The sequence below is a fragment of the Roseateles sp. GW821-FHT09H10 genome, assembly GCF_059415865.1.
Genome location: NZ_JBWKOB010000001.1, coordinates 562,447 through 584,141 on the forward strand (window position 1 = coordinate 562,447; position 21,695 = coordinate 584,141).

Consider the following 21,695-nt stretch of genomic DNA (forward strand, 5'->3'; position numbering starts at 1 on the left):
TTCGAGAGCAGTCATGTCCACACCCGACAAACTCAATCAATTCGGCGCCAAGAACCTGCCTGGCTATCTGGGCATCGTCATCACCGACGTCAAGCCTGGCGAGATCCATGCGGAGCTGGCCGTGCGGCCTGAGCTGATGGCGCCCAACGGCTTTCTGCATGCGGGCAGCGTGGTCACGTTGGCCGACACCTGCGCGGGCTATGGCTGTGTGCAGGCGCTGCCGGAAGGGGCGGTGGGCTTCACGACGGTGGAGCTGAAGTCCAACCACCTCGGCACGGCGCGCGAGGGCACGATTGCCTGCGTGGCCAAGGCGGTGCACCTGGGGAGGACGACGCAGGTGTGGGATGCAGTGGTCACCAACAAGGACACGGGGAAGACCATGGCCTTGTTCAGGTGCACGCAGATGGTGCTGTACGGCAAGTGATGGTCGCGGGTTGCTTTGCCGAGACCTTCAGACACTCGCTGCAGTGAGCCGGGAGTCCGCCCCGGCATGGCGGGTAACTTTTAGCGAAGCCTGCGGCTTTCTCTGACGCGCCAGAGAAAAGTCACCAAAAGAGGAGCGCTCAATGCAATCCGCATCCGAGCGGAATGAAGCGCTCGCTGCGCTCGACGTGGGTCATGCCCACACGCGAACCGCTGCGCTCTCGCCTCCCACTTGTGCCGCGCATCAGCGATCGGACTTTCAAGCCGCTTAACGCCGGCTGCACGCCGGGCTCATCAGCAAGAAAACCCAATGCAGCGTCGCCCGAGCGACGCGGCTGTTCGGTGTTTCTGATGAGCACGGCGTGCAGCCGCGCGTCGAACGGGCAGGCGGTGCGATGAATGCTGCTCGTGACAAGTGGGAGGCGAGAGCGCAGCGGTTCGCTTCTTCCCGCAATGTCTTTGGCTGTTTTCGCGCGCTGCTGATGGCGGGGCCGCGGTCGAGTGCGGTTCAGGGCCTCTTCTTTGGTGACTTTGGCTTCGCCGCAACTTCGTTGTCTTCTGGCCCCGCAGAAGAAAGTTACCCGGCCGCCGGGACGGACTCCCGGCAATGCAGCGATGAGGCGCTTACTTCGCCAAAGCAGCCAACAGCTTCTCGTGAATGCCGCCGAACCCACCATTGCTCATGCACAGCAAATGGTCCCCAGGCTTCGCAACCTTCACGACAGACGCCACCAACTCATCCACGTCAGCGCCAACCACAGCCTGCGCCCCCATCGGCGCGAGCGCGTCTTTCGCGTCCCACGTCAGCCCCTGCTGATTGCAAAACGCCAGATCGGCTTCCTCCAAAGCCCACGGCAACTGCGCCTTCATCGTGCCCAGCTTCATCGTGTTGGAACGCGGCTCGAAGATGGCGAGGATGCGGTCGGCCGGGGCGATGCGGCGGCGCAGGCCGTTGATGGTGGTGCGGATGGCCGTCGGATGGTGGGCGAAGTCGTCGTAGACCTTGACGCCGCGGGCCTCGCCGCGCAGCTCCATGCGGCGGCGCACGTTCTGGAATTCAGCGAGGGCAGCGGCCGACTGCTCGGGCGACACGCCCACATGCTCTGCAGCGGCAATCGCCGCCAGCGCGTTGAGCTGGTTGTGCTCACCGATCAGGCCCCACTCCACACGGGCGACTTTCAAGCTGCCGCGCAGCACGTCGAAGGCCTGCGGCTCGCCGCGGGCGCGCAGCATGCCGGCTTCTTCCTTCTTGGCGCCGAAGCGCTGCACCTCGCTCCAGCAGCCGCGCGCGATGACGCGTTGCAGCGCCTCCTCGCGGGCGTTGACGACGAGGCGGCCGCTGGCCGGTACGGTGCGCACGAGATGGTGGAACTGGGTCTCGATGGCGGCCAGGTCCGGGAAGATGTCGGCGTGGTCGTGCTCGAGGTTGTTCAGGATGGCCGTGCGCGGGCGGTAGTGGACAAACTTGCTGCGCTTGTCGAAGAAAGCGGTGTCGTACTCGTCGGCCTCGATGACAAACGGCGAGCCCTCGCCCAGGCGGGCCGACACGCCGAAGTTCTGCGGCACGCCGCCGACCAGGAAGCCGGGTTTGTGGCCGGCATGCTCCAGGATCCAGGCCAGCATCGAGGTCGTCGACGTCTTGCCATGCGTGCCGGCGACGGCCAGCACATGGCGGCCCTGCAGCACATGCTCGGCCAGCCATTGCGGGCCCGACACATAGGGCAGGCCGGCGTCGAGGATGGCTTCCATCAGCGGGAAGCGCTCGCCGCGCGTGACGACATTGCCGATGACGAAGACGTCGGGCTTGAGCTCCAGCTGCTCGGCGCCGAAGCCGGTGATCAGCGCTATGCCCAGTGCCTCGAGCTGGGTGCTCATCGGCGGGTAGACATTGGCGTCGCAGCCGGTGACCTTGTGGCCGGCTTCGCGCGCCAGCGCCGCGAGGCCGCCCATGAAGGTGCCGCAGATGCCGAGGATGTGGAGATGCATGTCGGTCAGCCTACGAGGAGGCGGAAGGGATCAGCGCAGGGCGGTGCGCGCAGCCGCAAGCGTGGCGTCGATATCGGCCTGGCTGTGGGCCGCCGATACGAAGCCCGCCTCGTACAAGGCCGGAGCAAGATAGATGCCGGCGTCCAGCATCGCATGGAAGAAGCGGTTGAAGCGCTCCTTGTCCGTCGTCATGACGGTGGTGTAGTTCTGCGGCAATTCGGGCAGCAGGAAAAAGCCGAACATGCCGCCTTCGCAGTCGGCGCTGAAGGGCACGCCGTTCTCTTCGGCTACCGCCGTCAGGCCATCCACGAGCTGGCGTGTCTTGGCGGAGAGCGACTCGAAGAAGCCGGGCTGTTGGATCTCGCGCAGCGTCGCCAGGCCGCAGGCTGTGGCCACCGGGTTGCCGGACAAGGTGCCGGCCTGGTAGACGCCGCCCAGGGGGGCCAGATGCTGCATGACCTCGCGCTTGGCGCCAAAGGCGGCCAGCGGCATGCCGCCGCCGATGACCTTGCCGAAGACCGAAATGTCGGGCGCAAAGCCCGGGATCAGCTTCGCATAGTGGGCTTGAGCGGAGCCGAGGCCGACGCGAAAGCCCGTCATGACCTCATCAAACACCAGCAGCGCGCCGTGCTGGCTGCAGAGCCTGCGCAGCGCCGTCATGAAGGGCAGGGAGGCCCGCACGAAATTCATGTTGCCGGCGATGGGCTCGATGATGACGCAGGCCAGTTCGCTGCCGTACTGGCCGAAAGCGGCTTCGAGCTGCTCGACGTTGTTGTATTCCAGCACGACGGTGTCGGCCGCGGCGCCCGGCGTGACGCCGGCACTGGTCGGGTGGCCGAAGGTGGCCAGGCCCGAGCCGGCCTTCACGAGCAGGGCGTCGGTATGGCCGTGGTAGCAGCCCTCGAACTTGATGAACTTGGCCCGGCCGGTGGCGCCGCGCGCCAGGCGGATGGCGCTCATCGTCGCTTCGGTGCCGGAGCTGACCAGGCGCACCTGGTCCATGCTGGGCACGAGCTTGAGGATTTCCTCGGCCAGCTCGATCTCGCGTTCGGTGGGCGCGCCGAAGGAGAAGCCTTCCGCCGCTGCCTTCGTCACCGCTTCGAGCACGGCCGGGTGGCCGTGGCCGAGGATCATCGGGCCCCAGGAGCCGATGTAGTCGACGTAGCGCTTGCCTTCGGCGTCGAAGATGTAGGCGCCTTCGCCGCGGGCAATGAAGCGAGGCGTGCCGCCGACGGCGCGGAAGGCGCGCACGGGCGAGTTCACGCCGCCGGGAATGACGCGCGCGGCGCGCTCGAAGAGCTCTGAATTGCTGGCCATGGGAACGGGATCAGGAAATTAGTGCATCCGGCGCGGCGTCTTGGGCGGCTGCTCGGGTTCGGGATCGGGCTCGAAGCCGGGCGGCTCGCCGCCTTCCTCGTCCGCGGCGGGCAGGGCCCAGAAGAAGCGGTCGGGGATGACATTGCCCATGCCGGGGCGGAAGCCCGCGTCCAGCGACTGGTCCAGGAAGGACAGGGCCTCGCTGACGGCCGAGTGCAGTTCGGCGCCCACCGACAGCAGGGCGGCGAGGGCCGCGGCCAGCGTGTCGCCGGAGCCGACGAAGGCGGTCTCGAAGCGCTCGAACTTCTCGCCGGTGATGGGGCCCTGGGCATTGGCCAGCACGTTGTCCACATACTGGTTGGGCAGCTGGACGCCGGTCACCAGCACATGCTGGGCGCCGGCCTGGGCGGCGGCGACGGCCAACTCGCGGGCCGACGGTGCGCGCTCGTTGTCCCAGTCGGGCAGCAGGAAGTCCGTCATGGTCTTGTGGTTGCCCACGAGGACGGCCGTCTGCGGCAGCACCAGTTCGCGCAGGGCGTCCAGGTATTGCTGCTGGTCGTCCTCGTCGATCCAGGCCACCGAGGGCAGATAGGTCACCAGCGGCACGTCGGGGTAGTCGCTCAGCACCTCGGCAACGGCGGCCACCGACTCGGCATTGCCCAGGAAGCCGACCTTCCAGGCCGTGATGGGCACGTCCTCGAGAATGTGGCGGGCCTGCTCGGCGACGGTGTCGGGGTCGAGGTTCTCGTGCTCGAAGACCTCGGCCGTGTCGCGCAGCACGATGGCCGTGACGACGGGCAGGCAGTGGGCTCCCATGGCCGCGATCGTGGCCACGTCGCCCGCCAGGCCCCCGGCGCCGGAGGCGTCGCTGGCATTGAAACTGAGCACGCAGGCAGGCGGCGGGCTTTCCTGCTCGTCCTGGGGTGCATCGACCTCGGGGTCGGTGGGAAGAGGTGTTGGGCTCATGGAGGTTCGGCGATGGCGGCCAAAGCGGCCACAAAGCGTGGAGTCTGCCGCTAAAAGGCCGCTTATGAGGCCCTGGGCACAGGCGTTTGCCCTCAGCATTGCGCTCTCAGGCCCTGGCTAGAATGATTCGATTGTAGTGAGCAAACTCTAAGCACCGTGAGCGAACCCAGTACCTGGATGTGCCTGATCTGTGGATGGATCTATGACGAAGCGACGGGCGATCCTGAGCATGGCATCGCACCGGGCACCGCCTGGGCCGATGTGGACATGAATTGGACCTGCCCCGATTGCGGTGCGCGCAAAGAGGATTTCGAGATGGTGCGCATCTGACTCGGCCTCAAAGGCGCGGCCCCAAGCTGAAGTTCAGAGGAGACGAGGTTTGAACGAGCAAAGTTCCGGCGCGGGCCCCACCCGCATCCTGGTCATCGACGACAGCAACACCATCCGCCGCAGCGCGGAGATCTTCCTGAAACAGGGCGGCCATACGGTGGCCCTGGCCGAGGACGGCTTCGACGCGCTGGCCAAGCTGGGCGACTTTCATCCTGATCTCGTGTTCTGCGACATCCTGATGCCGCGCCTGGACGGCTACCAGACCTGCGCCATCATCAAGCGCAACCCGCAGTTCGCGGGAGTGCCGGTGATCATGCTGTCCTCGAAAGACGGCCTGTTCGACAAGGCCCGCGGGCGCATGGTGGGCTCGCAGGACTACCTGACCAAGCCCTTCACCAAAGACCAGCTGCTTCAAGCGGTGCTGCAGCACCGGCCCTGAGAAGCACCTACCGAGAGAGAACTGCCATGAGCATTCACAACATCCTGCTGGTTGACGATTCCAAGACCGAGCTCCACGCGCTGTCGGAGATGCTGGTCAAGCGCGGCTTCGACGTCCGCACGGCCGAGAACGCCGAAGAGGCCATGAAGCGCCTGGCCGAGGCCAAGCCCGACCTGATCCTGATGGACGTCGTCATGCCCGGCCAGAACGGCTTCCAGCTGACCCGCGCCATCACCCGCGACGAGCGCTATATCGGCATCCCCATCATCATGTGCACCAGCAAGGGCCAGGAGACCGACAAGGTCTGGGGCATGCGCCAGGGCGCCAGCGACTACGTCGTGAAACCTGTCAAGGCCGAAGAATTGCTGGCCAAGATCAAGGCCCTGGGCTGAAGGCGACAAGCGCATGGCCAACAAGACCGCCCTCCGCGAACTGCAGCAGCGTCTGGCCGAGCGCATGCAGGCCGCGCGCGAGCAGACGCTCATCGCGAACTGGCTGGCCGTCGAATGCGCCGGCGCCGGCCTGCTGTTCTCGCTGAAGCAGGCCAGCGAAATCTTCGCGCCGGTGCCGATCAAGCCCGTGCCCTATGCCAAGCCCTGGCTGTCTGGCGTCGCGAATCTGCGCGGCGGCCTGTTCACGGTGGTGGACCTGGCCGTCTACCTGGGCCTGCGCGACCCCACGCCCGGCCGTGCCGTGGCGCCGCAAAGCCGCCTGGTGTCGCTGGGCAGCGATCTGAATCTGAACTGCGCGCTGCTCGTGGACCGGCTGGCCGGCCTGCGCAGCGATGAACAACTGCCGCTGGCGGCCCAGCAGCCCGCGGGCCCGCTGCCGCGCTTCGCGGGCGCGCTGCGCCGCGACGAAGCCGGTCGTAGTTGGCAAGAAATCAATCTCGAGGCGTTGTCGCGGCAGGAGAATTTCCTGCACATCGTCGCTTGATGCACGCATTTATTTCCAAGCTTCCAAGCTCCGAGCCGCGGCAAAACGCGGACATCACAAACACTGAAGGACGAGGGTGAGATGAGCCTGCTGGACAAAATCAGGGGAAAGTCCGAAGCCGATGATCTGCAGCCGGCGCCGCCGGAAGCCGCAGATACGACCATCGATTCGCGCGCAAGCGCGGGCTTCGACGCCACCCGCAATGCCGACTCCACGCTTGCCGGCGTCGAGATCCCCGTGCCCGCGCGTGCCGAGGTGTATCCCCGCACGGAGGCGCCGTCCATCATCTCGCAGGCGGTGCCCACCGAGCCGGGCCCGAACAGCGAGTTCCCGCCCAGCAGCACGATGAGCTTCGCGCCGACGACGCAGGCGGCCGACCCGACGATGCTGCCCCCGTCCAACACGGCGCCGACCGGTGCCGAGAAGCTGGGTGAGCTGTTCGGCCGCCACCGCCAGCGCGTGCTGACGGCCCTGGTGGCCGTGGGCTTCATCGGCACCTTCATCTCCGTCAGCCTGGTGCTGGTCTCGTCCAACCGCAGCGCGGCCCAGGTGCGCGCTTCCGGCCAGGCGCTGATGCACTCGCAGCGTATGGCCAAGTCGGTGTCCGCCGCCCTGGTGGGCAACCCCGCCGCCTTCGCTGAACTGCGCGAGTCGGTCAGCACGCTGAGCGGCGTCGTCAACAACCTGCGCACCGGCGAGGGTGATCTGGCCAAGGCGCCTGACGCCGTGCAGCCGACGCTGGAGCTGCTGAAGCCCCTGGTCGAGCGCGCCGAGAAGAACGGCAAGGTCGTGCAGGCCCAGGAAAAGATCCTGACCCAGGTGGGCCAGGCCCTGCGCGCCATCAACCGCCAGTCCAGCGACCTGCTGGAAAGCGCCGAGGCGGTGTCATCTCAAGCGCTGCAGATCGGTTCGTCGGCGGGCGAAGTCTCCGCGGTCGGCCAGCTCGTGATGCTGACCCAGCGTATCGGCAAGAGCGCCAACGAGTTCCTGACGCAGGAAGGCGTGAGCCCCGAGGCCGTGTTCCTGCTGGGCAAGGACTTGAACTCCTTCAAGCTCATCACCGAGGCCCTGATCAGCGGCAGCCCCGAGCTGCGCCTGAACGCCGCGCGTGACCCGCAGCTGAAGGAACGCCTGCAGACCCTGCTCAAGCAGTACGAGCAGACCCGCACGCAAGCCTCCGCGATTCTGGGCAACCTGCAAGGCCTGGTGTCGGCCCGTGAAGCCCAGACGGCCATCCTGAACGACTCCGAACCGCTGCGCAAGAACCTGGAGCAGACCGCTGCCGATCTGGAAAAGTCCGGCGGCGCCGGCTGGGGCCTGATCGCGCTGCTGGGCCTGTCGCTGATTGCGCTGGTCGCGGGTGCCATCGGCTTCCTGCGCCTGTTCGTGGCCGACCAGTCCGAACGCGCCACGCTTGCCGAAGCCTCGCGCCGCGAAGCCGAAGCCCAGGAGCAAGAGGCCAAGCGCGTCAACGACGCCAACCAGGCCGCCATTTTGCGGTTGATGAACGAACTGGCCAGCGTCGCTGAAGGCGACCTGACGCAGCAAGCCACGGTGACGGAAGACATCACCGGCGCGATCGCCGACTCCGTGAACTACACGGTGGAAGAACTGCGCAACCTGGTCGGCCAGGTGCAGGCCACGGCAGCCCGCGTGACGGACACGACCGGCGCGGTTGACCAGACCTCCACCGACCTGCTGGCGGCATCGAAAGAACAGCTGCACGAGATCCGCGCCACCGGCGAGGCCGTGCTGGGCATGGCGGGTCGAATCACCGAGGTGTCCGCGCAGGCGCAGACGACGGCCGATGTGGCCCGCCAGAGCCGGCAGGCTGCCGAGCAGGGTCTCTCCGCGATGCAGAACAACATCGCCGGTATGAACACCATCCGCGACTCCATCCAGGAGACCTCCAAGCGCATCAAGCGCCTGGGCGAGTCGTCCCAGGAAATTGGCGAGATCACGGAGCTGATCTCGGACATTACGGAACAGACCAACGTGCTGGCTCTGAACGCCGCCATTCAGGCAGCGTCCGCCGGTGAAGCCGGTCGCGGCTTCTCGGTGGTTGCGGAAGAAGTGCAGCGCCTCGCAGAACGCTCCGGCGACGCGACGCGCCGAATCGCCGCCCTGGTCAAGACCATTCAGACCGACACCCACGACGCCGTGGCCGCCATGGAGCGCTCGACGCGCGGTGTGGTGGAAGGTACGCAACTGTCCGACGCGGCCGGTAAGGCCCTGGAAGACATCGACAGCGTGTCGCGCCAGCTGGACAGCCTGATCGGACAGATCTCGAACCAGGCTCAGCAGGAAGCCGAGCATGCCAACGAGGTGGCGTCCAACATCCAGCACATCTTCGCGGTGACCGAGCAGACGTCCGAGGGCACGCGCTCCACCGCCCAGATGGTGCATGAGCTGTCCCGCTCCGCCGAGGCGCTGCGCACGTCCGTGTCCCGATTCAAGGTCGCCTGACCGGCCCCTGACCCCACAAGCACACCGCACCGAGCGAGAAAGCCTCAACGCATGGACAGCTCCCTGCGAGACTCCGAACTCCCGGCCGACCTCAGCCCACTGGCCTGGGTGCAGGAGGAATTGCGCCGCTCCCTGGAGACGGTGCACAAGACCCTGCGCCGCCATGTGCGCGACGGCGGCGACAACCGCCTGTCCGCCTTTGGCGGCGATGCCCAGCCCAGCGTGCCGCTGCAGCAGGCCGCGGCCCAGCTGCACCAGGTCAGCGGCGTGCTGTCGCTCGTCGGCCTGCCGGCCGGCGCCAGCGTGCTGCGCGCCGCCGAAACGGCGGTCGCACGCCTGGCCGAGCGGCCGCTGGAGGTCGAGGCCTCCACGGTCGACACCATCGAACGCGCCGACTTCGCGCTGCTGGCCTATGTCGCCCGCCTGCTGGCTGGCAGCAAGACCTCGTCGCTGGCCCTCTACCCGGGCTATCGCGCGCTGCAGCAGCTCAATGGCGTCGAGCGCATCCACCCGGCCGATCTCTGGCAATACGACTGGTCCTGGCGCAGCATCGCGCCCGAGGCCGGCGTGCTGCCGCGCTCGCCCGAGGCCGTGCGCGCGCCCTTCGAGGCCGCGCTGCTGCGCCATATGCGCGAGCCCAGCTCCGCCCATGCCGCCAACCTGTCCGGCCTGTGTGCCGGCCTGGCGGCGACCCTGCCCGCCGGCACGACGCGCACCCTGTGGCAACTCGCCGCCGCCGTCTTCGAGGGCCAGGCCCTCAAGCTGATTTCCAGCGATGCCTACACCAAGCGCCTGGGCTCCAAGCTGCTGCATGAGCTGCGCATCGTCGGCCAGGGTGACCAGGCCGACCCGGCGCGCGATCGCCTGGCCCAGGACCTGCTGTTCTTCTGCGCCCAGTGCCGCGTCGCCAAGGGCGCCGGCCCGCGCCTGACCGCCGTCCACGAGGCCTATCGCCTCACGGACGACCATGGCGGCGACTACGAGGACGCCAGCCTCGGCCGCATCGATCCGGCCTGGGTCGCGCAGGCCAAGCGCCGCGTCATGGCGGCCAAGGAAAGCTGGTCCAGCGCCGCCGAGGGCGACCAGCATCGCCTGTCCGGCCTGGATGAACAGTTCGCCGGCCTGGCCGACTCGCTGACCCGCCTCTTCCCGAGCGGCGAAGTGCTGGCGCAGACCCTGCAGCGCGCGGTCGTCGCGACGCTGCGCTCGCGCAGCACGCCGCCGCCCGCGCTGGCGATGGAAATCGCCACCAGCCTGCTCTATGTCGAAGCCGCGCTGGAAGACGCCGCCTTCGACCAGCCCGAGCAGGCCGACCGCGTGCGCCGCCTGGCCCGCCGCGTCGAGGCCGTCGCCCACGGCCAGACGCCCGAGCCCCTCGAAGACTGGATGGAGGAGCTGTACCGACGCGTCTCCGACCGCCAGACCCTGGGCAGCGTCGTGCATGAGCTGCGCGCCAGCCTCTCGGAAGTCGAGAAGCAGTGCGATGAATACTTCCGCGATCCGGCCAAGCGCGAGCTGCTGATCCCCGTGCCCGGCCAGTTGCAGGCCATGCGCGGCGTGCTCAGCGTGCTGGGCCTGGACCAGGCGGCTCAGGCCACCGTGCGCATGCGCGACGAGGTCGACGGCCTGGCCAATACCGAGATCGATTTCGAGCGCGCCAGCGCCCGCGGCGTCTTCGAGCGCCTGGCCAACAACCTCGGCGCTCTGGGCTTCCTCATCGACATGCTCAGCGTGCAGCCCCAGCTGGCCAAGCGCATGTTCCAGTTCGACGAGGCCAGCGGCCGCCTGGATGCCGTCATGGGCCGCCGCGAAGGCGCCGTCGAGCTGCCCAGCTTCGAGGCCAGCGGCTTCCATGTCGATCTGGAGCCCGAAGTCGCCGCGCCCGCCTACGACGCCACGCAGCCGCTGCGCGTCGACCTGGCCACGCTGGACCTGCCCGATCTCAGCCTGCCCGATGTCGACCTGTCGCAGCCCGCTGCGCCGGCACCGGCCCCCGTCGTCGCTCCGCCGCCGCCCGCGCCTGCACCCGCGCCCAGCGTCGCGGACGACCCGGAGATGCGCGAGATCTTCCTCGAGGAAGCCGAGGAGGTCATTGGCAACGCCCGCGCCGCGCTGGACGAACTGCGCGAAGCCCCGGCCGACCACGGGCAGCTGACCGTCGTGCGCCGCGCCTTCCATACGCTGAAGGGCAGTGCCCGCATGGTGGGCCTGGATGCCTTCGGCGAAGGCGCCTGGGCCTGCGAGCAGCTCTACAACGCCCGTCTCGCCGAAGCCAACCCCCAGGCCGACGCGGCCCTGCAGAGCTTCACCGCCGAGGCGCTGGACTATTTCGCCCACTGGCGCAACCAGATCGCCGGAACCGAAGGCGGGCAGAGCCTGCCCGATCCGGTGCGCCTGAGCGCCGACTCGCTGCGCCTGCACGGCCAGTACCTGCCGCTCGGTGCCGAAGTGGTGGAGGCCGAGGCCGTCGGCCTGTCGCTGGACGCTGCCGCCCTGCCCGAAGCCATCGAGCGTGGCGCCGAGGCCATGGCCGAGCCGGCCGCCGAGCCCATCGTCGCCGCCCTGCCGGCCGAGATGGAGGAGACGCCTGCGCTGGCGCCCGACTTCGTCCTCGAGCTGGCTGCGCCGGCCAGCGAAGCCGAGGCCGAAGCCAGCCTGGCCCTGCCCGACGTCGTGCTGGACTTCGAGCCGACCCAGCCGCCGGCCGATGCCATCAGCGAGTTCGGCGCCCATGCGCCGACCGAACCCCTGCCGCTGCCGGCCATGCCGGACGAAGAGCCGACGCTGGCCAATTTCGGTGTCGTGCTGGACCTGGACGAGCCCGAAGCCGCCGCCACCGCCGAGCCCATGGGCGAAGCGCCGGTGCGTCCGGAGGAATCCACGCTGGCCATGCGCCAGCTGCTGGAGGCCGACGAGGAAGAGGCCGCCGCGCCGGCGCTCAGCCTGGTCAGCCCGGCCGAGCCGGAGCCCGAACCCGAGTCCGTCGACCCCGACGAAGGCTTCAAGGTCATCGGCTCGCTGCGCATCAGCATCGCGCTGTTCAACATCTTCCTGAACGAGGCCGACGAGCTGTCGCGCAAGCTGTCCATCGGCCTGGCCGAATGGGCCGCCGAGCTCAGCCAGCCCGTGCCGCAGAGCTGCGAAGTGCAGGCCCATGCGCTGGCGGGCAATGCCGCTACCGTGGGCTACGAGGACCTGTCGGCCCTGGCCCGGGAACTCGAGCACACCCTGGGCCGTGCCCAGCGCGCCGTGCGCTACGAGCCCGAGGATGCGGAGCTCTTCGTGCGCGCCGCCGACGACATCCGTCGCCTGCTGCACCAGTTCGCCGCCGGCTTCCTGAAGCCCAACGATCCCGAGGTCATCACCCGCCTGCACGCCTACGAGCCGCAGGAAGAGGCCTTCACGGCCGCCGCGCCCCTGGATGCGCTGCCCCTGCCGGCCCTGCACGACGACACCTACGCCGGTGACCTGGATGTGCAGGCCACGGTGGCTGCCGAACTGCCCGAGTCCGCCGTCGACCTGGCCGAGCCCGAACCCGAACCCGTCGCCGAAGCAGCGCCGGTCGTCGAGGCCGTTCCCGAGCCGGTCGAGGCCGTCGAACCCGAGGTGGAGGCGGTTGCCGAGCCCGCCATCGAGCCTGTTGCCGAAGTGCAGCCGGAACCCGAGCCGGAACCCGAGGCGGTGCCGGAGCCCGAGCTGGCCCCGGTGCTGTCCGCCGACGCCGATGAACCCGAGCCCGGCCTGCCCGACAACATCGAGCCCGACCTCTATCCCATCTTCGAGGAAGAAGGTCGCGACCTGCTGGAACAGCTGCACGGCGCCCTGCGCGACTGGCTGGCCCATCCGGCCGAGCTGGGGCGTTCCGACGCCAGCATGCGTGCCCTGCACACCTTCAAGGGTGGCGCACGCCTCGCCGGGGCCATGCGCCTGGGCGAGCAGGCTCACCACCTCGAGTCCGCCATCGAGAACCTGCTGCGCGCCGGCAGCGCCGACCACGCCCAGGTCCAGGCGCTGCAGCACGAGGGTGACGCCCTCGAGCATGCCTTCGAGGAACTGGGCCGCCGTCTGGCCGCCGGCGTCGCGCCCGCCGCGCCCACCATCGTCGCCCCGCCGCCGCCCGCACCGGCTGCCAAGCCCGTCTTGGCCGCCGTCGAGAAGCCGGTGGCCGAGGCCCCGGTGGACGACACCCCGGTGCGTCCGGTCGCGTCCACCTTCGTCGACAACAAGCCCGCCGAGCCGGTCCGCGAGATCGACTGGAGCCGCTTCACCGACACCGCCGAGATCGCCGCCGGCAGCGACAACCTCGCCATCGGCCAGGCCCTGGTGCGCGTGCGCGGCAGCCTGCTGGAGCGCATGGCCACCCAGGCCGGCGAGGTCAGCATCCGCCGCGCGCGGATGGAGTCCGAGCTGGTGCAGATGAAGGGCGCCCTGCTCGATCTGGACGACAACCTGGACCGCATCCGCGCCCAGCTGCGCGAGCTGGAACTGCAGGCCGAAGCCCAGATGCACATCCAGCAGGAGATGGCGCAGCAGGGCGGCCGCGAGTTCGACCCGCTGGAATTCGACCGCTACACCCGCTTCCAGGAACTGACCCGCATGCTGGCCGAGTCGGTCGGCGACGTGGCCACGCTGCAGCGCTCGCTGGGCCGCAACGTCCAGACCGGTGAAGACGAGCTGGCCGCCCAGTCGCGGCTGACGCGCGAACTGCAGGACGACCTGCTGCGCACCCGCCTGGTGGAGTTCGACTCCATCGGCGAGCGCATGCACCGCGTCGTCCGCCAGGCCTCGCGCGACAGCGGCAAGCAGGTCAAGCTGGAGATCGTCGGCGGCCAGACCGAACTGGACCGTTCGGTGCTGGAGCGCACGGCCGGTGCCTTCGAGCATCTGCTGCGCAACAGCGTCGCCCACGGCATCGAGACGCCGGAGGCCCGCACGGCCGCCGGCAAGGACGCGACCGGCACCTTGCGCATCGAGGTCGGCCAGCACGGCAATGAAGTGCTGCTGAACTTCTCCGACAACGGCGCCGGCCTCAACCTCGCCCGCATCCGCGAGCGTGGCCTGCAGCTCGGCCTGATCGCGGCCGACGCCGAGCCGGACGACGCCCAGCTCAAGCGCCTGATCTTCGCGCCGGGCTTCTCGACGGCCAGCCAGATCACCGAGCTCAGCGGCCGGGGCATCGGCATGGACGTCGTGCGCGCCGAGGTCGGCACGCTCGGCGGCACCATCGAGACCACGTCCGAGGCCGGCCAAGGCACCAGCTTCCTGCTGCGCCTGCCGCTGACCACCGCGCTGACCCAGGTCGTGCTGCTGAAGAGCGCCGACCAGGTCATCGCCGTGCCCGCGGCCTTGATGGCCTCGGTGCAGCGCGTGCCGGTCGACGCGGTCGAGGCGGCCTATGCCACCGGCAAGCTGCAGCACGCTGGCATGGAGATGCCGTTCTACTGGCTGGGCGGCCTGCTCGGCCACGCCGGCCGCGGCCATACCCATGGGCGCTACACCCACGTCGTGCTGGTCAAGACGGCGCAGACGGCCCTGGCCCTGCACGTCGATGAGGTCATCGGCAACCAGGAAGTCGTGGTCAAGAACCTCGGCGCCCAGCTCAACCGCGTGCCGGGCCTGGCGGGCATCAGCCTGCTGGCTTCGGGCGAAGTGGCCCTGATCTACAACGTCGTCGCGCTGGCCGACTGGTACGGCCTGGACGCCCAGGCTCGACTGCAGGCGGCCCATGCCCTGTCCAAGGGCGAGGTGCCGCAGCAGCAGGTGGTGTCCGTGGTCGAAACGGTCACCCAGGCGCCGCTGGTGCTCGTCGTCGACGATTCGCTGACGGTGCGTCGCGTGACCCAGCGCTTCCTGGAGCGTGTCGGCCTGCGCGTCATGCTGGCCAAGGACGGCCTGGATGCGATGGAGAAGCTGTCGGGCGACGAACTGCCGTCGGTGGTGCTGTCCGACATCGAGATGCCGCGCATGGACGGCTTCGACCTGGTGCGCAATATGCGCGCCGACTCGCGCCTGGCCGGTCTGCCCGTCATCATGATCACCTCGCGCATCGCCCAGAAGCACCGCGACTACGCGGCTCAGCTGGGGGTCGACCACTACCTCGGCAAGCCCTACGATGAGGAATACCTGCTCGGGTTGATCCAGCAGTTCACCCAGCAGGCACTTGCCGCCTGAGCATCAAGCCATGTCCCAGGTTGTCGACCATCTTGCAGAACTGACCGGTTTCCGTGACCGGGACGTCATGGACGTCACCCTGGTCATGGCGCTGCGAGACCTGCTCGAGCCCGAATCGGCCGCCATCTACCGCCTGGTGGGCGAGCCGGGCAAGGAACGCTGGCTGACGCGCGCCCATCTTCGGGCGGGGGACGCCGTCGCGTCGGCCGACCCGCTGTGGGCCAAGCCCGAGGCGCTGCCGCCCGCGGCCGACCACCCGCTGCGCCTGGAGGCCATGCGCAGCCGCAGCGTCACGCAGGTGGCCGACGGCGGCAAGTGGCTCTATCTGTTCCCGATCGCGACGGACCGCGACGTCATCGGCGTCATCGAGATCCTGTCGACGCGGCGCCTGGGCGCCGGCTCCCAGCGCATGGTCAGCAGCGTGCTGCGGATCTATCACAACTTCCAGGGCCTGCTCGACTACTCCGAGCGCGACACCCTGACCGGCCTGCTGAACCGCAAGACCTTCGACGAGAGCTTCCTGAAGGTGCTCTCCGACATCCCGGCCCGGCCGCCGGCGCCCGAGCATGGTGCCGAGGACCGCCGCCACGAGGCCGCCGTGCCGCACTATGTGCTCGGCGTCATCGACATCGACCACTTCAAGTCGGTCAACGACCGCTTCGGCCACCTGATCGGCGACGAGGTGCTGCTGCTGCTGTCGCGGCTGATGCGCGGCTCCTTCCGCTTCCACGACCTGCTCTACCGCTTCGGCGGCGAGGAGTTCGTCGTGCTGATGCGCTGCGACGAGGAGATCCACGCCGGCGAGGCCTTCGAGCGCCTGCGCGTGAACACCGAGCGCTACGCCTTTCCCCAGGTGGGCCGCATCACCGTCAGCATCGGTTTCACCGAGGTGCGCGGCGGCGACGCGCCGGCGGCCGCCTTCGAGCGCGCCGACAAGGCCGTCTATCACGCCAAGGGCCATGGCCGGAACCAGGTCCACAACTACGCGGCCCTGGTGGCCAGCGGCCTGATTCAGGAAGCGGCCGCCCAGCTCAGCGACGTCGAGCTGTTCTGAAGCACGGCGTGCTAACGCCGCCGTCGCACGCGGCAACACCGTGGCTTGACTTTTCCACCGCTACCGCCATAGCCTAGCGGCATCGCCCGACCGGTGCGTTGCAGACGCCGGCGGGCGGCCCAGTGCGGGGGTGGCGTGGGCAGGCTGTGCGGTGGCCGTCAGCATCTCCGGTTCGTGGCGTGTTGCGGATCGTGCATGCGTTATTCCTGGCTTCCGTTGAGCCTGCTGGTCGCGGCCTTCCTGGCTTTCGTCGGCACCGCCGTGGGCGCCTCCCAGAGCCTGGCCGCCCTGCTGGAGCGCGATGGCGAGCGCAGCCAGGCCCTGCGCATGCAGACCGAGCTGCAGCGCCTGCTGATGCTGCTGGTCGACATCGAGACCGGCCAGCGCGGCTTCCTCATCACCGGCCAGCAACCTTTCCTGCGCCCCTACGAGGACGCCCTCGTCGAATTGAAGGACGTGCGCTCCGGCCTGCGCGAGCGCCTGCCGCGCCAGGGCGGCGACGCCGCGACGCTGGTGAGGCTGGAGGCCCTCATCGACGAGAGGCTGGCCCAGGCGCGCCAGACCATTGCGCGGCGCACCAGCGAAGGCGGCGGGGCGATGCGCGACCTCAGCGCCTATGTGGATGGCAAGCGCGTGATGGATGAGTTGCGCTTCCAGATCGAGCAGCTGGCCCGCGAGCAGCAGCTGCGCGTCGAGACGGCGGACGCGGCCACCCAGGCCGTGCGCCAGCGCACCACGCGGCTGACCCGCCTGCTGCCCGGCGTGGGCCTGGTGACCCTGGCCGTCGCCGTGGCGCTGATGCTGAGGGAGAGGCGCCTGCGCGATGTGGCCGAGGCCGCGCTGCGCGATGCCAATGCCGGCCTGGAGCAGCAGGTCGCCCAGCGCACCGATGCCCTGAGCCAGGCCCTGGCGCGCATCCGCAGCTTTGCCGTCGAGATGGAGCGCAGCATCGAGGCCGAGCGCCGCCGCCTCGCCCGCGAGGTGCATGACCAGGTCGGCCAGGTGGGCACGGCCATCAAGATGCTGACCCTGGCCCTGCGCGCCAAGCTGGCGCCCCGCACCGAGACGCTGGTGGACGAGCTGCAGGAGATGGCCGAGGAGGCCATCCGGGCGGCCCGCCACATCTCGGCGGAGCTGCGCCCGCCGCTGCTGGACGAGCTCGGCCTGGAAGCGGCCCTGGGCCACTATCTGCAGACGCTGGGGCGCCAGTCCGGCCTGACGACGGCCCTGGACCTCAGCGACGCCGCGCTGCTGCCGCCCGAGCAGGCCAGCCCGCTGTTCCGCATCGTGCAGGAAGCCTGTACCAATGTGCTGCGGCATGCCCAGGCGCGCTCGCTGCGCGTCGCCGGCTGCGGCCTGTCATCCGGGGCAAGAGACGGCTATGAGCTGCTGATCGTCGACGACGGCCGCGGCCCCGGCGGCGTGCGGCCCGATGCCTCAGGCCTGCGCAATATGCGCGAACGCGCCGAACTGGCCGGCGGCAGCTTCGATTTCGGCCCGGCGCCCGGGGGCGGCAGCTGCGTGCGCGTCTGGCTGCCGCTGGAGCCCGCGCTGCCGGCGGCGGCCCAGCAAGAGGAGGCTTGGCTGTGAGACTGCTGATCGTCGACGACCACCCGCTGATGCGCATGGGCATCACCCAGCTGGTGCTGCAGGAATGGCCCGACGCCCAGATCGACGAGGCGCCGACCATCGCCGATGCGTTGCAGCGCATCGCCGCCTCGCGGCCCGATCTCGTCACCCTCGATCTCAGCCTGCCCGATTCACAGGGCACCGAAGGCGCCAGCCGCCTGCTGCGCGTGCTGCCGGGTGTGCCCCTGCTGGTGCTGAGCCTGAATGCCGAGGCGGCCTATGCGGCGCGCCTGCTGCAGATGGGCGTCTCGGGCTATCTGCCCAAGGACCGCGCGCCGGAGGAGCTGCGCGTGGCCCTGCGCCGCCTGTCCGAGGGTGGGCGCTATGTCACCTCGGCCATGGCCGATCACCTGCTCGGCCTGCTCAGCGGCAAGGCGCCCGACGCGCTGCCGCATGAGCAGCTGTCGACCCAGGAGCATCGCGTCATGCTGCTGATCGCCGCCGGCCAGACGCCGGCCCAGATCGCCGAGACCATGCATCTGTCGGTCAAGACCGTGGGCAGCTACCGCGCCCGCATCCTGGAGAAGGCCGGCTGGGCCAACAACACCGAGCTGACCAAGTACTGCGTGCAGCACGGCCTGACGGATGCTTGACGGGCCACAACGGACGCCGCACGTTGATGTTCCGGGCCGAGCGCTGGGCCGCTCCCGAGCCGGCCCACCTGTCGGCGCTGGGGGCTCGATGCCGCCAGCGTTGGCGTCCCCCAGGGGGACCGATCAGGTTCGCGCGCGTTCAGCGCCGCGAGACTGAGCGAGGGGCACCATGTAGGCAATTCACCTACACGAGGTTGCGGCAATCCTGTCGTCGCATCGCCAAGATCGCCCGCTGCCTGGAGGAACCGCGCTGGCCGACCATGGCGTCCATGAACATTTTCCTCGTCGAAGACTCCGCCTCCATCCGCCGCCTGCTGGTGCGCCGCCTGGAAGCCATGCCGGGAATGCGCGTCGTCGGCGAGGCCGGCGGCGAGCGCCAGGCCCTGGCCCTGATCCAGTGGACCAAGCCCGACGTCGTGCTGATGGACCTGTCCCTGGCCACCGGCAGCGGCCTGAGCCTGCTGGCCCAGCTGCGCCGCGCCGGCTACAGCGGCCACATCGCCGTGCTGACGGCCCAGGACGTGGACGCCTACCGCCGCGCCTGCCTGGATGCCGGCGCCGACGCCTTCTACGACAAGGCCAGTGGCCTGGAGACGATGTTCAACGACCTCGCCGACTATGCCGCCACCCGTCCCGTGGGCCTGGATGACAAGCCCGCCGCCCAGCTGCGCGACGGCCTGACCGGACTCTTCAACGAAGCCGCCCTGCACGAGCGCCTGGACCAAGTCTCGCGCTGCGCCACCCGCGACGGTGTCGACCTGGCCGTCTATGTGCTGCGCCTGGCCGGCCTGGCCCAGCTCGACGGCGACCTCGCCGCCGCGCTGTGCCGCCAGGTCGCCCTGCGCCTGAAGGAGGCCAGCGGCGACGCCGACATCGTGGCCCGCAGCTCGGCCGACCAGTTCGCCGTCGTGCAGACCCGGCTGGACCAGGCCGAGCAGGCCGCCGCCCATGCGCGCAGCCTGGTCGCGTTGATGAGCGAACCCTTCCGCGTCGACGGCCAGGACTACACCCTGGGCATCGAGCTCGGCATGGCCCTGTTTCCCGCCGACGCCGTCTCGCCGCGCGGCCTGCTGACGCTGGCCCAGGCCACGGCCTTCGGCGCGCTTTGAGACGCTTGCGACTGAGTTCCCCGCGCGCCTCCCATCGTGGCACGATGGGAGGCATGAAATCCGGCAACGGCCTGCGTCGGCTTGCGGCTTGCTTGATGGGCGGGCTCGGCATGTTGGCGCTGACGGGTCAGGCCCAGCCCTTGCCGGTCAGGGTCTGCCTGCCCGACGTCGACGCGCCGCCCTATTTCTACCGCGAGGCCGGCCGCCTGGGCGTCTTCGACCGGCTGCTGGTCGACGCCGGTCGCCAGGCGGGATTGACCGTCACCCTGCTGCGCCTGCCCAGCGCGCGCTGCCGCCTGGCGCTGGGCAGTGGCGAGGCCGACGCCATGCCCCTGCCGGCCATCCCCGCCTATCTGGAGGAGCTGGAGTTCCCCGTCGGCCCCCAGGGCCAGCTCGACAGCGCGACCCGCATCGGCCGCATCCAGTTCCTGCTGCTGCGCCGCCGCGGCGATGCGCCCGACTGGGATGGCCAGCGCCTGAGCCCGCCCGGCCTTGTCGTCGGCGTGCGGCGCGGCGTGACGACGCTGGCCGAGAAGCTGCAGGGCCTGGGCGTGGTGCTGGATGACAAGGCCTCGGCCAACGAGCAGCTGTTGAACAAGCTGCTGGCCCGCCGCATCGACCTGGCGGCCATGAGCCGCGAGGAATTCCTGGCCGTCGCCGCCACCCAGCCGACGGTGGAGGCCTTGCCCCTGCCGCTGATCAGCACCGACCTTTACCTGGCCGTCAGCCGCCGCCTGCCGGACGCCGCCCGCGAGCGTGTCGCGGCCTGGCGCGAGCAGGTGCTGAGGCTGCGCGACCTGCCGGCCTACCGCCCCGACGACCTCAGGGCGCGCGCGCCTTGACGACGGCGTAGCGCGCCAGCGTGCGCTCGCGGGCTGCCGCGTGGTCGACGATGGGCTGGGGATAGGCGATGCCCTGCATATCCAGCGGCGCGCGCTCCCAGGGTGCGTGGATGGCCTTGGCCGGCAGCGCGGCCAGCTCGGGGCAGTAGCGGCGGATGAAACGGCCCTCGGCGTCGAACTTCTCGCTCTGGCTCACCGGGTTGAAGATGCGGAAATAGGGCTGGGCGTCGCAGCCGCTGCTGCTGGCCCATTGCCAGCCGCCGTTGTTGGCCGCGAGGTCGAAGTCCAGCAGCTGCCGGGCGAAATAGGCCTCGCCGCGCCGCCAGTCCAGGCCGAGGTCCTTGGTCAGGAAGCTGGCCACCACCATGCGCAGGCGGTTGTGCATATAGCCGGTCTGGTTGATCTGGCGCATGGCGGCGTCCACCAGCGGGTAGCCGGTGCGGCCCTCGCACCAGGCGGCAAACAGCTGGTCGGCATGCGCGCCGCTCTCCCACTGGATGGCGTCGTACTCGGGCCGAAAGGCCGCCGCCATCGCATGCGGATGGTGGTGCATGACCTGGTGATAGAAATCGCGCCAGATCAGCTCCGACAGCCAGATCTCGGCGCCATGGTCGCCGCCCTGCATCAAATCATGCGCGATGCGCGCCAGGCGGCGGATGGACACCGTGCCGAAGCGCAGATGCACGCTCAGGTAGCTCGGGCCTTTCACGGCCGGGAAGTCGCGCTTGCTGTCGTAGTCGGCTATGCGGTCCAGGAAGTCGTCCAGCAGGGCCTCGGCGCCACGGCTGCCCTGGCCGACATGGGCCGTCAGCCCGGCGGGCTCGAAGCCGATGTCCTGCAGCGTGGGCACGCCCTTCACCAGCTTGCTCTTCGCGAGTGAAGCGGCGTGGCGCTCGACCGGATAGCTGCTCAGATAGAACTCGTCGACCTTCTTCAGCCAGGCGTTCTTGTAGGGCGTGAACACGCCATAGGGCCCGCCGGCGGCCGTCATGACCTCGCGGCGCTCGAAGATGACGTGGTCCTTGAAGCTCAGCAGCTCGGTGCCGAAGCTCTTCAGCAGGTCGGCCACCAGGGCATCGCGCTTGAGCGCCTGGGGTTCGTCGTCGTGGTTGGTGAAGACGGCCTGCACGCCCAGCTCGGCGGCCAGGCGCGGAATCTCGTCCGCCGCGAAGCCATGGCGCACGATCAAGCCGCCGCCCAGCTTGCGCAGATCCTCGTCCAGCACCTGCAGCGCACCCAGGATGAACTCCACGCGCCGGTCGGCGCGGGGCAGGGCGTCGAGGATGTCGCGGTCCAGGATGAAGGCGCAGAAGACCTGCCCGGCGCTCTTCAGCGCGTGGTACAGGGCGGCCTGGTCATCCACGCGCAGGTCGCGGCGAAACCAGACAAGTGCACGGTCGAGGGAGGCAGTCATGGGCCACAGAATAAAATGCC

At 69.3% G+C, this 21,695-nt stretch carries 17 protein-coding genes; 12 read left to right on the top strand and 5 right to left on the bottom strand.

The genetic code is table 11. From position 1 onward, the window contains the following. Positions 1-13: 13 nt before the first annotated feature. The gene (locus tag AC07OY_RS02470) at positions 14-424 is read left to right on the top strand and encodes a PaaI family thioesterase (protein ID WP_495040936.1); all 411 of its coding nucleotides are present in this window, start codon (positions 14-16) and stop codon (positions 422-424) included. A 139-nt stretch (positions 425-563) separates the two neighbouring features. Here the strand turns inward: AC07OY_RS02470 and AC07OY_RS02475 are convergent, their stop codons facing one another. The 4 genes from AC07OY_RS02475 to thiD all read right to left on the bottom strand — a co-directional run bounded on the left by AC07OY_RS02475 (position 564) and on the right by thiD (position 4,692). After that, positions 564-782: a hypothetical protein gene (locus AC07OY_RS02475; protein WP_495040937.1), complete on the bottom strand. Its 219-nt coding sequence runs from the start codon at positions 780-782 to the stop codon at positions 564-566. A gap of 265 nt (positions 783-1,047) precedes the next feature. Next, a complete protein-coding gene (mpl, locus tag AC07OY_RS02480) occupies positions 1,048-2,409 on the bottom strand; it encodes a UDP-N-acetylmuramate:L-alanyl-gamma-D-glutamyl-meso-diaminopimelate ligase (RefSeq protein WP_495040938.1) in 1,362 nt (453 codons plus the stop codon). A gap of 30 nt (positions 2,410-2,439) precedes the next feature. Next, a complete protein-coding gene (gene hemL / locus AC07OY_RS02485) occupies positions 2,440-3,726 on the bottom strand; it encodes a glutamate-1-semialdehyde 2,1-aminomutase (RefSeq protein ID WP_495040939.1) in 1,287 nt (428 codons plus the stop codon). A gap of 18 nt (positions 3,727-3,744) precedes the next feature. Further along, positions 3,745-4,692, bottom strand: a complete 948-nt coding sequence (gene thiD / locus AC07OY_RS02490) for a bifunctional hydroxymethylpyrimidine kinase/phosphomethylpyrimidine kinase (protein WP_495040940.1) — start codon at positions 4,690-4,692, stop codon at positions 3,745-3,747. Positions 4,693-4,869: 177 nt separating this feature from the next. On the opposite strand from thiD, the gene AC07OY_RS02495 reads away from it, so the two are divergent. From AC07OY_RS02495 to AC07OY_RS02545, 11 genes are all read left to right on the top strand, one after another. Next, positions 4,870-5,022, top strand: coding sequence for a rubredoxin (locus tag AC07OY_RS02495; protein WP_119043521.1), 153 nt, complete (start codon positions 4,870-4,872; stop codon positions 5,020-5,022). Positions 5,023-5,071: 49 nt separating this feature from the next. Further along, positions 5,072-5,461 carry a response regulator gene (locus tag AC07OY_RS02500; protein ID WP_495040941.1) on the top strand — a complete coding sequence of 130 codons (390 nt, stop codon included), beginning with the start codon at positions 5,072-5,074 and terminating at the stop codon, positions 5,459-5,461. 26 nt (positions 5,462-5,487) lie between these two features. Beyond that, positions 5,488-5,853, top strand: coding sequence for a response regulator transcription factor (locus tag AC07OY_RS02505; RefSeq protein ID WP_495040942.1), 366 nt, complete (start codon positions 5,488-5,490; stop codon positions 5,851-5,853). Between the two features lie 13 nt (positions 5,854-5,866). Continuing rightward, complete coding sequence (locus AC07OY_RS02510; protein WP_495040943.1) at positions 5,867-6,397, top strand: chemotaxis protein CheW; 531 nt, start codon at positions 5,867-5,869, stop codon at positions 6,395-6,397. Positions 6,398-6,478: 81 nt separating this feature from the next. Continuing rightward, positions 6,479-8,863: a methyl-accepting chemotaxis protein gene (locus tag AC07OY_RS02515; protein WP_495040944.1), complete on the top strand. Its 2,385-nt coding sequence runs from the start codon at positions 6,479-6,481 to the stop codon at positions 8,861-8,863. 51 nt (positions 8,864-8,914) lie between these two features. Continuing rightward, positions 8,915-15,034, top strand: coding sequence for a hybrid sensor histidine kinase/response regulator (locus tag AC07OY_RS02520; protein ID WP_495040945.1), 6,120 nt, complete (start codon positions 8,915-8,917; stop codon positions 15,032-15,034). A 10-nt stretch (positions 15,035-15,044) separates the two neighbouring features. Continuing rightward, a complete protein-coding gene (locus AC07OY_RS02525; protein ID WP_495040946.1) occupies positions 15,045-16,088 on the top strand; it encodes a GGDEF domain-containing protein in 1,044 nt (347 codons plus the stop codon). A 195-nt stretch (positions 16,089-16,283) separates the two neighbouring features. After that, a complete protein-coding gene (locus AC07OY_RS02530) occupies positions 16,284-17,678 on the top strand; it encodes a CHASE3 domain-containing protein (RefSeq protein WP_495040947.1) in 1,395 nt (464 codons plus the stop codon). Beyond that, the gene (locus tag AC07OY_RS02535) at positions 17,675-18,310 is read left to right on the top strand and encodes a response regulator (RefSeq protein WP_495040948.1); all 636 of its coding nucleotides are present in this window, start codon (positions 17,675-17,677) and stop codon (positions 18,308-18,310) included. The genes AC07OY_RS02530 and AC07OY_RS02535 overlap by 4 nt, the downstream gene beginning before the upstream one ends. Before the next feature lie 269 nt (positions 18,311-18,579). Continuing rightward, positions 18,580-19,419 (top strand): response regulator, encoded by an 840-nt coding sequence (locus tag AC07OY_RS02540; protein ID WP_495040949.1) that lies wholly within the window; start codon positions 18,580-18,582, stop codon positions 19,417-19,419. 53 nt (positions 19,420-19,472) lie between these two features. Continuing rightward, complete coding sequence (locus AC07OY_RS02545; protein ID WP_495040950.1) at positions 19,473-20,261, top strand: substrate-binding periplasmic protein; 789 nt, start codon at positions 19,473-19,475, stop codon at positions 20,259-20,261. Here the strand turns inward: AC07OY_RS02545 and AC07OY_RS02550 are convergent. Beyond that, positions 20,242-21,675, bottom strand: coding sequence for a cryptochrome/photolyase family protein (locus AC07OY_RS02550; protein WP_495040951.1), 1,434 nt, complete (start codon positions 21,673-21,675; stop codon positions 20,242-20,244). The genes AC07OY_RS02545 and AC07OY_RS02550 overlap by 20 nt on opposite strands. Between the last annotated feature and the right edge of the window lie 20 nt (positions 21,676-21,695).